We start from the raw sequence: 15,272 nt of genomic DNA, 5'->3' as shown, positions 1-15,272 counted from the left end.
TCCGGCCATGACTCTGATGCTGGAATCCCCTGAGGGCCGGCTGACGACCGCGGAACCACGCCCGGTGGGCAGCCTGGTCGTAGTGGTGTTCAACGGTGTCTCGCTCGGCATCATGTCGTTCGCGTTCGGCGTGTTCGACATGGCGGCCAACTTCGGTGAGCTGCGCGACGTCGACATCCGGGTGGTCGGCGGCGAACCGAACTCGACACTGCGCGGCGGCGGCATGAACGTCCCCGTGCCCTACGACCTCGCCGCGATCCGGGACGCCGACCTGGTGATCGTGCCGAACTGGCGGTCGCCTGTGGAGCGTCCACCCGAGCCGGTGCTCGACGCGATGCGAGCCGCGCACAGCAGGGGAGCGCGGCTCGCCGGTCTGTGCAGCGGTGCGTTCGTCCTGGCGGCGACGGGACTTCTCGACGGCCGCCCGGCCACCACGCACTGGGGCATGGCGAGCGCGATGTCCGACATGTACCCGACGATCCGCGTCGACTCGGGCGCGCTCTACATCGACGACGGCGACGTGCTCACCGCGGGCGGCGGCGCGTCCGGAATGGACCTGGGCCTGCACCTGATCCGGACCATGTGCGGCGCGGACGTCGCCAACCGGCTGGCCAAGAGCATGGTGCTGCCGCCGCACCGGCCCGGCGGGCAGGCGCAGTACATCGAGTCGCCCATGCCGGAACTGCACGACGAGGACCCGGTCACCGAGTCGATGGCGTGGGCACTGACCAAATTGGACGCCAACCTGCCGGTCGACGAACTGGCCAAGCGCGCGCACATGAGCAGGCGCAACTACGACCGCAGGTTCCGGGAGATCACCGGGTCCGCCCCGGCGACGTGGCTCACGCACCAGCGGGTGATCAGGTCGCAGCAGTTGCTGGAATCCACGACGTTGCCCGTTGACCAAATTGCCAAGTATTGCGGTTTTTCTTCGGCAGCCGCGCTGCGGCCGCATTTCCGGCGGTTGGTCGGCGTGACGCCACAGGCATATCGGGAGACGTTCGGAATGGCCGAGACCGTGTCCTGAAATCGACGCCCGTTGGCGTGATCGCGTATCACACCCAGGCGTCCACATAGGTCAAGCTATTCCCATGAGCAGCGAAAACACCTCCATCAAGCCGTTCGTCATCGACATCCCGCAGTCGGAGATCGACTACCTGCGCGACCGGCTGGCCCGCACCCGCTGGACCGGCCCGCAGGTCGGCGGCTGGGAGCGCGGCGTGCCGACGAACGTGCTGAAGGAACTTGCCGAGTACTGGGCGGGCGAATACGACTGGCGCGCCCAGGAAGCCCGGATCAACGAGTTCCCCCAGTTCGTCACCGAGGTCGACGGCACCGACGTGCACTTCCTGCACGTCCGTTCGCCCGAACCGGACGCGTTCCCGCTGATCCTGACGCACGGCTGGCCCGGCACCTTCGTCGAGTACCTCGACGTGATCGGCCCGCTGACCGACCCGAGGGCGCACGGCGGTGACCCGAAGGACGCGTTCCACCTGGTCATCCCGTCCATGCCGGGGTTCGCCTTCTCCGGCCCCACGCCGGACGAGGGCTGGGGCGTCCCGCGGATCGCCCGTGCCTGGGTGCAGTTGATGGACCGGCTCGGCTACGAGCGCTACGGCGCCGCGGGCAACGACGCGGGCTCGATGATCACGCCGGTGCTCGGCGCGATCGCACCGGACCGGGTCTCCGCGGTGCACGTGACCCAGGTGTTCTCGTTCCCCAGCGGCGACCCGACCGAGTTCGAGAACTTCGGCGAGGAGGAGTACCGCAGGCTCACGTTCCTGCAGCGGTTCATGGACGAGCACTCCGGGTTCAACAAGCTGCAGTCCACCCGCCCGGAGACCCTGGCGCACGCGCTCGCCGACTCGCCCGTCGGCCAGCTGGCGTGGGTGCTCGACCTGCTACGCGGTTTCGGTGAGCACCCGTCCGAAATGGACAAGATGCTCGACGCCGACTTCGTGCTCACCGTGGCGTCGCTGTACTGGCTGACCAACACCGCCGGTTCGTCGGCGCAGCAGTACTACGAGAACGCGCACCTGCCGCAGGAGCCCTCCGAGCGCGGGACCGTGCCGACCGGTGTGGCCGTGTTCGCCAACGACTTCCAGGCGATCCGCCCGCTGGCCGAGCGCGACCACAACATCGTGCACTGGTCGGAGTTCGACCGCGGTGGCCACTACGCGGGCACCGACGCGCCGGACCTGCTGGCCGACGACCTCCGTACCTTCTTCCGCGGCTACCGGTGATCCCTGTGACTCTCAACCGACGCAACCTCTTCTCCATCGGCGCGGCGGGTGCCGTCCTCGCCGCCACCGGCCAGCCCGCGGCTGCCGGCCAGAACGCTCCCTCCGACGAGGCGCTGGTTCGTTCCTTACCCGGCTTCAGTCACGGCTACGCGAGAGTCAACGGCATCCGGATGCACTACGTGACCGGCGGGCGAGGCAGACCGCTGGTGCTCGTGCCGGGCTGGCCGCAGACCTGGTGGGAGTTCCACAAGATCATGCCCGCGCTGGCGGCCCGGTACCGCGTGATCGCGGTGGACATGCGCGGCCAGGGCGGAACGGACAAGCCCGCCGGCGGCTACGACAAGAAGACGATGGCCCGTGACATCTACGAGCTGGTCCGGCACCTCGGGTACAAGCAGGTGGACATCGTCGGCCACGACATCGGCGCGATGACCGCGTTCAGCTTCGCCGCCAACCACCCGGCCGCGACGCGGACGGTGAGCCTGCTGGACGTCGGTCACCCCGACGAGAGCCTGTTCCACATCCCGCTGCTGGCGCCGCCCGGAGTGCCCGTGCACGTCTGGTGGTTCGCGTTCAACCAGGTGCGCTCCCTGCCGGAGCAGCTGCTCCACGGCCGGTTCCGCTACATGGTCGACTGGTTGTTCGACACGCTGCTGTACGACAAGGCCTCGGTCGGTGGACGCGACCGCGCGATCTACGCGGCGGCGTGGGACCGGCCGGACGCCATCCGCGCGGGCAACGCCTGGTACCAGGGCTTCTACCAGGACATCGAGGACCAGAAGGCGTACGGCAAGATCACCGTGCCGATGCTGGGCCTGGCCGCCGAGTACAACGACACGCTGGCGCAGTCGTTGCCGGACAAGGGAACCGACGTGCGGCTCGGCAAGATCGCGAAGTCAGGGCACTTCCTGCCGGACGAGCAGCCGGAGGCGGTGACGAAGGCGCTGCTCGAGTTCCTACGCTGACCGGGTGCGCCCGCTGCTGCTGCTCGACGTCGACGGCCCGCTGAACCCGTTCGCCGCCAAGGCGGACGGGAAACCAGCGGGTTTCGTCGAGCACAAGTTCCGGTTGCCCGGCTGGAGCAGGCGACGGCCGTTGCGGATGTGGCTCGACCCCGGTGTCGGCGCGGCGCTGATGGACGCCGCGGGCGAGGCCGAACTGGTCTGGGCGACCACATGGGAGCACAAGGCGAACACCATGATCGGCCCGGCGGTCGGCCTGCCGGTGCTGCCGGTCATCGAGTTCGGGCAGACCGGGACGGAATGGAAGTTCCCGGCGGTCGCCCGGTACGCGGGAGACCGCCCGCTGGTCTGGCTGGACGACGACTTCGACATGTACACCGGCGCGCGGGACGAGTTCCTGCGCTCCCGCGCCGGGCTGATGTCGGAACTGATCCGGGTCGACCCGCGCACGGGCATCACGCAGGCGGAACTGGCGGCGGTGCGGGAGCGCCTCGGCTGAGCCACTACGATCCCGTGGTCGTAGCGCTGTGGACACGGAAGGCTGTGCGTTGATGCGCGAGGTACCTGTCGTCGAACTGAACAACGGCGTGTCCATTCCGCAGGTGGGGTTCGGGGTCGGCCTGGTGCACGACAGCGTCGTGGCCGACGTGGTCCAGACAGCTGTCGACGCGGGCTACCGCAGCTTCGACACGGCCTCGATCTACGGCAACGAGGAAGGCGTCGGGCAGGCTATCGCCCGCTGCGGGGTGCCGCGCGACGAGCTGTTCGTGACCACGAAGCTGTGGAAGAACGCCCAGGGCTACGACGCCGCGCTGCGCGCGTTCGACGAGAGCCTCGCGCGGCTGGGCCTGGACTACGTCGACCTGTTCCTGATCCACTGGCCCGCGCCCGCGCGCGGCGACTTCGTGCAGACGTGGAAGGCGTTCGAGAAGCTCGCGGCCGACGGCCGGGCGAGGGCGATCGGCGTGTCGAACTTCCAGATCTCGCACCTGCGCAGGCTCAGCGAACAGACCGGCACGGTGCCCGCGATCAACCAGATCGAGCTGCACCCGAACCTGGTGCAGGACAACCTGCGCGCCTACCACAGCGAGCACGGGATCGTGACCCAGGCGTGGAGCCCGCTGGCCAGCGGCAGGCTCGTGCGTGACGAGAGCATCGGCCTGATGGCCGAGAAGTACGGCAAGACACCGGCCCAGGTGATCCTGCGCTGGCACCTGGAGCTGGGCAACATGGTGATCCCCAAGACCGTCACGCCGGCCCGGATCCACGAGAACATCGACATCTTCGACTTCGAGCTCGCCGAGGACGACGTGCTCGCCCTGACCGAAATGCACAACGACACCAGGGTCGGCCCGCACCCCGACCACTTCTCGTGACGCGGAGCGGGTCACAAGCCGCCGTCACCGCGCGATGATGCCGGTATGAAGTCACACGCGTCGGGCACGGGAGATGCCACGGCGCGCGACGGCTACGCCAACACCGGCGTGCACATAGGTGACGTGAACCTCCGCACGGGCGCGCCGGTCCGTACCCGGTACCGCCACCAGGTGAGCCGGATCGCGCCCGCGGTGCTGCGGGACCGTGAGACCGAACTGGCGGAGCTGGCGGACTTCTGCGTGGCGCCGGACACCGAGGGCTGTTACCGGTGGTGGCGGGCGCCCGCCTGGTCGGGCAAGTCGGCGCTGATGTCGTGGTTCGTGCTCAACCCGCCGCCGCGCGTGCGGATCGTGTCGTTCTTCGTCACCGCCCGGCTCGCCGGGCAGAGCGACCGGGTGGCGTTCGCGCGCAACGTCATCGAGCAGCTGCTGTCGATCCTGGACGAGGAGCTGCCGCCGCTGCTGACTGAATCGAACCAGGAGGCCCACCTGCTGGGTCTGCTGGAGGACGCCGCACGGGCGTGCCGTGCGCGGGGCGAGCACTTCGTCCTGCTGGTCGACGGCCTGGACGAGGACCGCAGCAGTGCGCTGGGCGGCCGGTGGCACAGCATCGCCGGAGTGCTGCCGCAGCGGCCACCCGAGGGGATGCGGGTGATCGTCGCAGGCCGCCCGGACCCGCCGATCCCGGACGACGTGCGCCCGCACCACCCGTTGCGCGACCCGGGAATCGTCCGGCACCTCGCCCAGTCGCCGCACGCCGACGAGATCCGCGTGGACATGGAACGCGACCTCGACGACCTGCTGGACGGACCGGAAGCCGGACGGGAGCTGCTCGGTCTGGTGACCGCGGCCGGAGGTGGTCTCACCGCCGCCGACCTCGCCGAACTGACCGATCAGCCGAGCCGGGACGTCCTGCGTGTCCTGAGCACGGCGACCGGCCGCAACTTCGCCCGGCGGGACGGCCACTCCCGCTCCGGCGACGTCTACATCCTCGGCCACGAGGAACTACAGCGGACGGCCACCGAGCTGCTGGGCGGGAAACGGCTCGCCGGATTCCGGGACCGCCTGCACGAGTGGGCCGATCGGTACCGGAGTCTCGGCTGGCCAGCCGAGACTCCGGATTTCCTGCTGCGCGGGTACTTCGAGACGCTGGACCGCCACGGTGACGTGCCGAGGATGGTGCGGTGTGCGACGGATCCCGGCCGCCAGGACCGGTCACTGGCGCTGTCCGGCGGCGACACGGCCGCGCTGGAGGAAATCGCGGCGGCACAGGGCGCGGTGCGTCAGGCCGCGGTGTTCGACATGGTCGCGATGGCGCGGCTCGTGGTGCACCGCGACCGGCTGATCAACCGCAACGCCACCATTCCCGTGAAACTCCCCGCGGTGTGGGCGAAGCTGGGGCAGGTGCGGCGTGCCGAGGCCCTCGCCGGTGCGATCACCGATCCCGACCGGGCGGTGCACGCGTATGCCGCACTCGCGGCAGTGGTGCCTGACGACGTGGCGTCCGACCACCTCGATGCGGCCGAGGCGCTGATCAGCTCACTGGAACCGGCTCGTGCGGTCGAAGCCCTGGCGGCGCTCATTCCGGTCGTGGCGCGGGTGAACGGATGGCCGAAGGCGCGGGAACACATCGACCGCGCCGAGTCGCTGATCCAGTCCGAGATCTCCCCGTACGCCCAAGTGGACGCGGTGATCCCGTTGCTCAGGGCGGTGTCCGCGATCGGCGACCGGCGGACCGCCAACCGGCTGACCACGGCGATCAAAGCAACGAAGCAATACCGGGAAGAGAACTTCATCCGGTTGATCAGAGCCAGGGTGGCCGCCGGTGACCTGTTCGAAGCGGAGACGCTCGCGATGTCACCCGTCGGTGTCAACCGTTCGGACTGGGTGCGGGCGCATGCCGCGTCCATCATCGCGACAGCGGGTGATGTCCCGAGGGCAGAACGGATCGCGGGATCGCTTCGGTTGTGGGGACCGCACACGGGTTGGGCGCTGGCCAATGTCGCGTCGGCCAACCTCGTCGCCGGCAACGTGGACCACGCCGAACGGCTCGTCGAACTGGTCGAGCACGTGGGGCATCGCGCGACCGCGATGACCATCCTGGCGAGAACGGCGGTGGAGACGGGAAAGCACGACCTGGCCGCTGCTCTCGCCGTCCGTGCCGAGGAGGTGTCGCGGTCGGTCCAGGACCCGGCCCGGCGCAGTCGGGCATTGGCACTGCTGGCTGCCGCGGCGGGGACGAGCGGGGACGTCGACCGGATGCTCCTGCTCGCCGGCCTGAGCGTCGAGGTGAGCAAGGACGTCGACGAGGATCTCGACATGCCGGCGTCCTGGTCCGCGCTGGTCCGTGCGATGGTGTCGGCCGGCCAGTGGCGACGAGCGCGGGAACTGGCAGGCGTGGGCGAGGATCTGCATCTCCTCGTGGAGGAGGCCGCCGACCTCGGATTGCTCGAGATCGCCGAGGACCTGGCAGCCGGCCTGTCCGACCCGTACCAACAGGTCTACGCGATGACCTCCGTCGCGCAGGCCGCGTTGCGCACGGGCGACATCCCGCTCGCACAGCGGATCACCGTGCGGATCATCGAACAGATCGACGCGGTGCGGAGCGAGATCGGGCACACGGGCGACCGCTACCGGACTCTGGGGTTGCTGTTCGCGATCAGCGGCGAGCCCGACTGGATGGCGAGGGTGGCGCAGTTGATCATCGGCCACGCGGACCACTACGCCCTGATGGACGAAGCGGCTGTGGTCGCGGCAGTGCCGTGCGACCCGCGCCACGCTCAGGCGGTCTTCTTCTCCTTCAGCGAGTGCACGCGTCAGTCCGCGCTGCTTGTCCGAGATCTGCTGGTGTGTATCGAAGATCGGTGCGACCGCCGGTGCGCGGACGTCGTGCGTGACAGGACGGCGGCGTTGCTGTCGACCATGGGGGTGTCACCGCGCGAGGCCTTACCAAAGCTCGAGATCTGTGTCCGGGTGGCGCGAGGCCTCAGCGAGACAGGGCCGTTCGCGGACGATTCCGTCCGATCCGCTGTCGCTCAGACGTTCGCGCTGCTCGGTGACACCAGCCGAGCTGAGGAGCTGACCGTCGACGTAGGTGATCACGCTCGCCGGGACACCGCGTTCACCACGATCGCACTCGTGCGGGCCGCACTCGGCGACCGGCGGGGTGCGGACTCCGCTGCGCGAGCCGTCCACGATCCGCTGAGTCAGGCGCAGGCCTGCCTTTCCCTGCCGTACGAACCGGATCGCGAATACATCGCCCGTGTGGTCGATCGTGTGTTCCACCGCGATCACTGGACGGGACCGCTGCACGTGCTCGCGGTGACGCATCCGGAAGCGGTCGCGGCGATGATCGACGAGATGCTGGCGGTCGAGGCGCACGACTTCGGCTGAACCAGCCGGTTGGAAAATTGCTTCCGCTACGCAATTAAGCAAACGCGTGATCTTCGGCCAAACGGCCGCACGCCGGTAGTGAGCTCGCTACTCTCGGCAGCCTCCCTCACGACTGGAGGAAAATTTCATGCCATCGAGGCGGTGTGTAGCAGGTTTTCTGGGGGCCGTGCTGCTGGCCGGGGCCACCGGGTGCGGGATGCTCGGGGACTCGGAGCAGCAAGGACCGGCCACCGGACCGCTCGAACGCAAGGTGATCAAGGTCGGCACGCTCGGCCTGGTCGACTCCGCGCCACTGCACCTGGCCATCGACAACGGCTACTTCGCCGCCGAAGGCCTCGAAGTGCAGCTCACCACGGGCGCCAAGGGCTCCGCCAACGTCGACAACGTTGTCGGCGGGACGCTCGACTTCGGACTGACCAGCTACCCGCCCGCGTTCATGCCGCAGGCCAAGTCGGTCGCGGAGATCCGGATCGTCGCCGACGCGGTGCAGACCACCGAGGACCTGATCCTCTGCGTGGTGGCCACCAACAGCCCGATCAGGAAACCCGCCGACCTCGCCGAGAAGAAGATCGCGGTGTCGTCCAAGCGCGGCATCTCCGAGCTGACGCTGAACTCGCAGTTCAAGATGATGTCGGTGGACTACCGCAAGATCCAGTACGTCTCCATGGAGATCGCGGCCATGCCCGCGGCGATGCAACGCGGTGACGTCGCCGCCGCCGTGATCGCCGAGCCGCACCTGACCGCGGCGACCAAGGCCGGGATGGTCAAGCTGATGGACCCGTTCTCCGGGCCCACCGCCAACTTCCCGTGGTCGGGCTGGATCGCCCGCAAGGAGTTCACGCAGGCCAACCCGAATGTCGTCGCGGCCTTCAAGCGGGCGCTGAACAAGGGCGTCGCGGACACCGGCAACCGCGACAAGGTCGGCGCGGTGCTGACCAAGCACCTCAAGATCGACGCGGACACCTACCAGTTGATGACCATGCCTGTCTTCCCGACCAGTGTGGACCCGGTCCGGCTGCAGCGCGTCGCCGACCTGATGTACGAGCAGGGCGAGATGGACAAGCACCTCGACGTGCGCACGATGATGCTGACCGCCTCGCCGTGAGGCTGTTCAGTACTGCCAGTTCAGGCCGCTGCCGCCGTACTGCTCGATCGGGATCGCCTCGGCGCCGGGCGGGAGCCGGTCGGTGTAGAGGGTGCCGTGCAGGTGGTCGATCTCGTGCGCGACGAGCCTGGCCACCCCGCGTTCGAAGATCGTGATCTTGCGGGCACCGTTGAGGTCCTGGTGTTCCACGTGCAGCACCATCGGCCGCGGCACGAGACCGCGCACGTCGAAGAACGACAGGCAGCCTTCGTATTGCTCGTCGTAGCGCCCGCCGTTCTCGATGATCCTCGCGTTCAGCAGCATGATCACGTCGTCGGTGCCCGGCGGGAACACGATCGCGGCCGCCCGGTCGATGCCGATCTGGTTGGCGGCCAAGCCGATTCCCTTGCCGAACGTGTGCGCCGCCGACACCCGTTTGGCGGCTGACACGAGTTCCGCGATCACCCGTCTGGCGTCCTCGGCCTCGTCGGGCAACTGGAACGGTTTGGCCGGGCGGTGCAGGATCGGGTCGTCGGACTGCACCACGCCGAGCGAACGCATGACCTGGCTCGGTTTCTCGGCCGGTTCCGCCGGCTGGGTGGACGGCTTGCGCCGGAAGTGCCATTCGAGGCGGTACCGGGCGTGCATCGGCGGTTCTTCCGTCGTCCACGCGAAAACGCGCCGGTTGCCCGATCGCTGCTCGTCGATCGCCGTGCGGAACGGCATCGACTCGGCGGTCATGGAGGTGTGCAGCCCCCACACCGCCGGGTCGAGGTGCTCGGGGAAGTCGAGCCGTACCGACAACAACGACGTGGGCAGCCGGACCGCGCGCTGAAACCAGTTGCCCCACTTGTCATCGCGGACGGTGTAGGTGTACTCGATCCACGTGCTCTGCCCCGGGTAGAGCGGGAAGTGGCCGCTGTCGTTGGCGAACTGCAGCCAGACTTCCTTGAACGCGTCCCGGTCGTGCTGCGCCACCCACCGCATCGGCTCCGAGCGGTCCTCGCCGCACCACGCCTGCAGATCCAGTTCCTCCCACGTCAGCGGCCGGTCGCGGTAGAGCTGGTTGGACAGGTCCGGATCACCGGGGAACCGGTCGACCGAGATCCGGATCATGTATCGGGTGATGGGATCACTGCCGTTGTTGACCAGGCGCCTGCGCATGATCGCGCGGTAAGTCCGTCCGTCGTAACGGAGTTCGGCGTCGTCATGTTCTACGAAAAGGCTGCGTGCCGACGGTTCCGGGGTCCGCTCGACGGGAGTGGACCGCACCACGACCGGGCGAAGCGCCTCGTACTCACGCCACGCGCGGCGCAACGCGCCACCGGCGTTGAGCGCGTCGTCGGCCGCCTTGGCGAACTCGCGCGACGGACGTTCGTGACCGCTCTCGACTTTCGATACGTACGAACGGCTGTAGCCCATGGCCACAGCAACAGCGGTACGGGACATCCCGCGCACCTCGCGCCATCGGCGCAGTTCGCCGACGAAGACGTCTTGGTGTGCGGGCGAGTCCTCGTCCTGGGTCGCCATGTTGCCTCCCGCACCGGCTGACCGTGAGTACGCGTGAGCGCGCCGTGAGTAGCTCTCAGTCTTCCATGACATACCCCGTCGCTGGTGTCCTCGTGTTTCAGATGTAGCACAGAAGGGGCTGAAACCGTGCAGAACACGTCGACAACGGTGACAACGGGGACCACGAGTCCCGCCAAGTCGCCCGGCAGGGGACTTGTCATGAGCAAGCGCGCCCGCAGCGCTCGGCGCCTAGCCAGCCTGTTGACCACGAAGTCCGGCACCTACGTCCGGGTGTACTACGACCGGCAGATCCGCCGGTACCGGGTGGTGTGGACCAACGGACCGGACGCGGCACAGATGTTCACGTTCGCTGTTCAGGCAGCCGGGGAAGTGCCTGAACTCGACGTGGCCACCTTGCTGTGGGACCGGGGCACGACGAACAACAACCACAAGTGAAGCCCGCCGACCGGACGGCGTATCGCGGCTGGACGCCTGTGTCCAAGAAGCTGATGCCGCACCCCTCCCGACGCGGCGTCCGGTAGGCGTGCCGTTCCGGTGACCAGCCGACAGCCCCCGTGCTGGTCACCGGGACGGCTTCCAAGCTCTCGCGCAGTGGTTCAGACCGGATAGCGGATCAAGGTCCGCATCTTCTCCGGAGCGTCCGTGCGCGGCCTGGTCAGGTAGATCTCATGGTGTTTGCCGGTGAGCTGCCTGCCTTCCCGCCGCACGAAGTCCATCAGCCTGGCGATCGTCGCCGGTTCCTCGCTGTACGGGCCTTTGTGCAGGATCTGCGCGCACGTTCCCTCCGTGAGCCGCTCGAACCGCACACCGTCGACTCGCTTGCGCCGCGCGGCCTTCTCGGTCGCTTCGGCGACGAGGCCGGCGGTCACCTCGGCGGGCTGCAGGATCATCATGGTCCAGCACCAGGCCGAGCGGTCCCCGGTGGTGAAGACTGCCGGATCGGGTGACCACCATTGACCTTGCAGGGGCAGCACGGAGTACGTCATGACGGGTTTCAGCGCCGCCCGCACGGCGTACGCGACCGCGTAGAGCCCGGACACCGCGTTGCTGTATTCGGGTGAATCCGGCGCGCCCTTGCCGTCAACCATGAGATATGGCAACGAAGGCATGTCGATCAGCGCGGGTTCGGTCGTGCCGGTGAACAGGTGCTTGTACTCATTCACGGGACTGCTCCAATGGGATGACGATTCGGGTGACGAGCTGTTCCGGTGCCGAAGTGGCAGGCCCGGCGAGGTACGACTCGCGACCGAGCCCGGAGGGCCGGTGCCCGCGTTCGTAGATCCACGCGAACAGGCCCTGGTACGCCAGCGTGAGGTCCTCGTACGGCCCGACGTGCGTGGTCATCGCGACCAGCCCGGCAGGCAAGGTCTCCACGTCGGTGCCGGGCGCGTCGGTCTCGGCACCGGCCGCGACCGTGAGCCGCGTGGCGTCCAGGTCGAGCGGGAACAATCCCCACAGCGGCCCGGGAACGTGCGCGACGGACTGGATACAGTGGCCGATCGCCGTCCCGATTTCCTCTGGCGCGCAAGTGGTTCGGGCGACGACCAGCCGCCGCTCGGGTTCCACGGCGAGCGTGACCTCCTGACGCAGCAGGCCGTCCTGCAACAGCCGGGACAACGCCCGCGCGGTGCGCCTGCGGTGTTCGATCTCGGCTTCGACCCTGGCGAGGTGCGTGCCGAGCACCTGCTCGTCGCGCAACGCCGCCGAGATCTCCGGCAGCGGCACGTCCAGTTTGCGCAGCAACGCGATCGCCAGCGCCCGGCGCGCCTGTGCGGGGGAGTAGTAGCGGTAGCCGGTGGCCGCGTCGACCTCGGCGGGCACCAGCAGCCCCAGTTGGTCGTAGTGCCGCAGCTGTTTGGTGCTCAGCCGGCACATCCTGGCGAACTCGCCGATCGGCAGCAGGTGTTCGGTCACACACGCATCCTCATCCTTGCCACAGTGGGAAGGTCAAATCGGGAGTTAATCTTGGTGGGTGAGCGAGTACCGGTTTGTCGCCGTCGGGGACAGCTTCACCGAGGGCGTCGGTGATCCAGGCCAGGACGGCAAGCTGCGCGGCTGGGCGGATCGCCTGGCCGAACTGCTGGTCGCTCGCCGCGGGCCGGTGAGCTACGCCAACCTGGCCGTCGGCGGCCTGACCACGCGCCAGGTGGTGGAGTCCCAGGTGGAGCCCGCCGTGGCGCTCGAACCGGAACTCGTCACGGCGGTGGCCGGGATGAACGACCTGATCAGGCCGAGACTCGATTTCCGCGCGTTCGCCGACGACCAGGACAAGCTGATCGGCACCCTCGCCGCGACCGGCGCGAAGGTGATCACAGCCACGTTGCCGACGCCGGCGCAGGGCGTGCCCCTGCCGACCCCGCTGCGCCGCACGCTGATCAAACGCCTCACCCTGTCGAACGCGTTCGTCCGCCGGATCGCGGCGAAGCACGGCGCGTTGTGCCTGGACCTGGCCGTGATGATGCCGCCGGGGATCGGTGGGTGGAGCGAGGACCGCCTGCACCCCGGCCCGGACGGGCACCGCGCGGCGGCCGAGGCGTGCATGGAGCTGCTGGACGGCCGCCCGCCGCGCAAGCTGTCGGTGGCCGAGATCGCGCCGGACTACCCCGCCGAACCGAGCCTCGCCGACCAGTACCGCTGGGCGCGGCAGTTCCTGGTGCCGTGGGTGAAACGCCGGATGCGCGGCGAGTCGGGCGCGCGGGGCGTGGTTGCCAAGGCGTCGGCGTACCTGAAACTCGGCGGGTGATCAGCCCTCGGTGGACAGCAGCTGGCCCAGTGCGCCGTCGACGCCGCGGGCGTCGGTGAGCACGGAGAGCGTGCCGCCGGTCGAGCGCGCCAGCTCGGCCAGTTCGCCCCGGTTGGGCTCCGATCCGATGGACAGGAAGCTGATCGGCAGCTTGCCCCGGGCGATGTTCTTGTCCCGCAGGCGTTCCCGGAGTTGCGAGTAGGTCGTTCCGCCGTCGTTGGGGCCGTCGCTGATGACGACGATCCGGTTGCGTTTGCCTTCCGCGTACGAGTTCAGCGCCGCGCGGTGGACCGCGTCGAGGCTCGTGTACAGGTGCGTGCCGGTGGCCGGGGTGAGGGCGTCGATCCCGCTGTGCAGCGCCGGCCGGTTGGCCGCGACCGGGCTCGTGGGCACGAGTTGCTTGTACGGCCGGTCGGCGTCGAGCCTGCGGGAGAACTCCCAGATGCCCAGCGAGCCGCTGGCCATCCGGTCGGTCATGCCGTGCAGGGCCTGTTTGACCCAGTCGACACGGGATCTGCCGTCGCCGCCGTCGGCGAGCATCGAGCGGGAGACGTCCACCAGCACCGTGATCACCTGGCCGCCGTCGGCCGCGTTGGCCCACGTCGCCGAGATCTGTTGCGTCGTCGTCGCGTCCGCCGGGACGAGGCTCGTCGTGGCGCTGTCCCAACGGATGCCGGGCGCGTCGTGCGGGTAGCCCGCACCGCCTGCCGCGCGCAGGCCGGCGCGGTTGAACAGCTGCTGCTGCGGGGTTTCCCGGAGGAAGTCGCTGAACTTCAGCGCCGCGCGCACCTGGGCGTGGTCGCCGGACAGTGCCACGAACGGGAAGTCCGCGGCGGGGCTCGGGCCGCGGGCGGCGACCTCGTAGAGCGGTTTGCCGACCGGCGGTTTGCCGTCAAGGCCGAGGTTGCGCCGGTAGAGGTCGACCTCGGTGACCGGGACCGCGCTGAACGGCGCACCGAGCACCTTGCCGGCCCTGCCCAGTTCGATCAGCGTGTCGATGGTCGTGACCGGGACGTTCGACGGCCGGGCGGCGGCCAGTTGCGCGAGGTTCTGCTGCACCGCGGGCAATGTCAGGGTGTCGACGGTCACCGGTCCGGCCCGCTGCGGGCTCACCCCGGCGATGGCGCACTGCAAAGCGAGCACGCTCGCGGTGTTCGACGTGGGATCGGGCATGGCGATGGTGAACTTGCCCCACTCCGGCTTGCCGTACCGGGCCCACCCGTCCGGTGCGGTGGTCAGCGCGGCCAGGTCGCCGAACGTGAACGAGTCGTGTGCCTCCAACGGCTTCACGGCTTCATAGGGCACGGCGAGCACAACCGGGCTCGTCGCGACGGATTCCGGCGCCGAGCCGACCAGGACGCTGTTCGCGGCGGACAACCGGTTGACCCAGTAGGTGGATTCCGGCAGCCACGCGTGCGGCTTACCGCCCATGGCCTGGTCGTTCCACTCGCCCGACAGGCCGGTGAACACCTGGCTCGGCTCGCGCGCCGACACCTCGACCCGCACGCAGTGGTCGTTGACGACGGTCTTCTGGGTGTTCCAGCGTTTGGCGGCCTCGTCGACGGCTCCGGCGGCGCTGGGCGTGACGGCGATCCTGAGCACGGAGTCGCCTTCCGGGCACGACTTGGACTGGGCGGCGGCGCGCTCTTCGAGCTCGCGCTCGATCCACGTCCAGCCGAGCCACGCGAGCGCCAGCAGGACGACGACACCGAGTACAGCGAGTGGCCACTTGGCGACGCCGCGCCGGACGTTGTCCAGCGCGCGGTGTCGACCCATCACACTCCGCCTTCGTGTCTGTCCGTAGTCGGCAGGCCTTAGTCAAGCGAATTTAACGCTAACAGGCGAAGGCTAAGGGTCAAGTTTTGTCACTCTGGGTGCGCGTTACGTGACTGATATTGACCTAATCGTTATGTAGATCGACGCGCTTCCCGGGGCGGTGGT

13 protein-coding genes are annotated in these 15,272 nt (G+C 68.8%); 9 read left to right on the top strand and 4 right to left on the bottom strand.

Annotated elements, in window-relative coordinates:
• Positions 1–7: 7 nt before the first annotated feature.
• From AOZ06_RS32860 to AOZ06_RS32830, 7 genes are all read left to right on the top strand, one after another.
• Positions 8–1,027, top strand: a complete 1,020-nt coding sequence (locus AOZ06_RS32860; protein WP_225952962.1) for a GlxA family transcriptional regulator — start codon at positions 8–10, stop codon at positions 1,025–1,027.
• Between the two features lie 64 nt (positions 1,028–1,091).
• Positions 1,092–2,243, top strand: a complete 1,152-nt coding sequence (locus AOZ06_RS32855; RefSeq protein ID WP_054292943.1) for an epoxide hydrolase family protein — start codon at positions 1,092–1,094, stop codon at positions 2,241–2,243.
• Between the two features lie 5 nt (positions 2,244–2,248).
• Positions 2,249–3,208 carry an alpha/beta fold hydrolase gene (locus AOZ06_RS32850; protein WP_054297082.1) on the top strand — a complete coding sequence of 320 codons (960 nt, stop codon included), beginning with the start codon at positions 2,249–2,251 and terminating at the stop codon, positions 3,206–3,208.
• A 4-nt stretch (positions 3,209–3,212) separates the two neighbouring features.
• Positions 3,213–3,704 (top strand): HAD domain-containing protein, encoded by a 492-nt coding sequence (locus AOZ06_RS32845; RefSeq protein ID WP_054292942.1) that lies wholly within the window; start codon positions 3,213–3,215, stop codon positions 3,702–3,704.
• 52 nt (positions 3,705–3,756) lie between these two features.
• Positions 3,757–4,581: an aldo/keto reductase gene (locus AOZ06_RS32840; RefSeq protein ID WP_054297081.1), complete on the top strand. Its 825-nt coding sequence runs from the start codon at positions 3,757–3,759 to the stop codon at positions 4,579–4,581.
• 45 nt (positions 4,582–4,626) lie between these two features.
• Entirely contained in the window at positions 4,627–7,974 is a 3,348-nt protein-coding gene (locus AOZ06_RS32835) for a hypothetical protein (RefSeq protein WP_054292941.1), read from the top strand.
• A gap of 166 nt (positions 7,975–8,140) precedes the next feature.
• Complete coding sequence (locus AOZ06_RS32830) at positions 8,141–9,079, top strand: ABC transporter substrate-binding protein (RefSeq protein WP_054292940.1); 939 nt, start codon at positions 8,141–8,143, stop codon at positions 9,077–9,079.
• 6 nt (positions 9,080–9,085) lie between these two features.
• On the opposite strand, the gene AOZ06_RS32825 is transcribed toward AOZ06_RS32830, so the two are convergent.
• Complete coding sequence (locus tag AOZ06_RS32825) at positions 9,086–10,588, bottom strand: peptide deformylase (protein ID WP_054292939.1); 1,503 nt, start codon at positions 10,586–10,588, stop codon at positions 9,086–9,088.
• 198 nt (positions 10,589–10,786) lie between these two features.
• Here AOZ06_RS32825 and AOZ06_RS32820 point away from each other — a divergent pair, with 198 nt between their 5' ends.
• On the top strand, positions 10,787–11,023 hold the full coding sequence (locus tag AOZ06_RS32820; protein WP_054292938.1) for a hypothetical protein: 237 nt from the start codon (positions 10,787–10,789) through the stop codon (positions 11,021–11,023).
• 161 nt (positions 11,024–11,184) lie between these two features.
• On the opposite strand, the gene AOZ06_RS32815 is transcribed toward AOZ06_RS32820, so the two are convergent.
• Both AOZ06_RS32815 and AOZ06_RS32810 read right to left on the bottom strand, forming a co-directional pair.
• Complete coding sequence (locus AOZ06_RS32815; RefSeq protein ID WP_054292937.1) at positions 11,185–11,751, bottom strand: GyrI-like domain-containing protein; 567 nt, start codon at positions 11,749–11,751, stop codon at positions 11,185–11,187.
• Positions 11,744–12,502, bottom strand: coding sequence for a MerR family transcriptional regulator (locus AOZ06_RS32810; RefSeq protein ID WP_054292936.1), 759 nt, complete (start codon positions 12,500–12,502; stop codon positions 11,744–11,746). Before AOZ06_RS32810 ends, AOZ06_RS32815 begins: the two co-directional genes overlap by 8 nt.
• Positions 12,503–12,560: 58 nt before the next feature.
• Here AOZ06_RS32810 and AOZ06_RS32805 point away from each other — a divergent pair, with 58 nt between their 5' ends.
• Positions 12,561–13,331: an SGNH/GDSL hydrolase family protein gene (locus AOZ06_RS32805; RefSeq protein WP_054292935.1), complete on the top strand. Its 771-nt coding sequence runs from the start codon at positions 12,561–12,563 to the stop codon at positions 13,329–13,331.
• Here the strand turns inward: AOZ06_RS32805 and AOZ06_RS32800 are convergent, their stop codons facing one another.
• On the bottom strand, positions 13,332–15,107 hold the full coding sequence (locus tag AOZ06_RS32800; protein WP_054292934.1) for a substrate-binding domain-containing protein: 1,776 nt from the start codon (positions 15,105–15,107) through the stop codon (positions 13,332–13,334). It lies immediately after the preceding gene.
• Positions 15,108–15,272: the final 165 nt, after the last annotated feature.

Origin of the sequence: Kibdelosporangium phytohabitans, from assembly GCF_001302585.1 — a bacterium.
GTDB lineage: Bacteria > Actinomycetota > Actinomycetes > Mycobacteriales > Pseudonocardiaceae > Kibdelosporangium > Kibdelosporangium phytohabitans.
The sequence above is the reverse complement of the archived record's forward strand: the minus strand, read 5'-3'. Positions and strand labels throughout refer to the sequence as shown.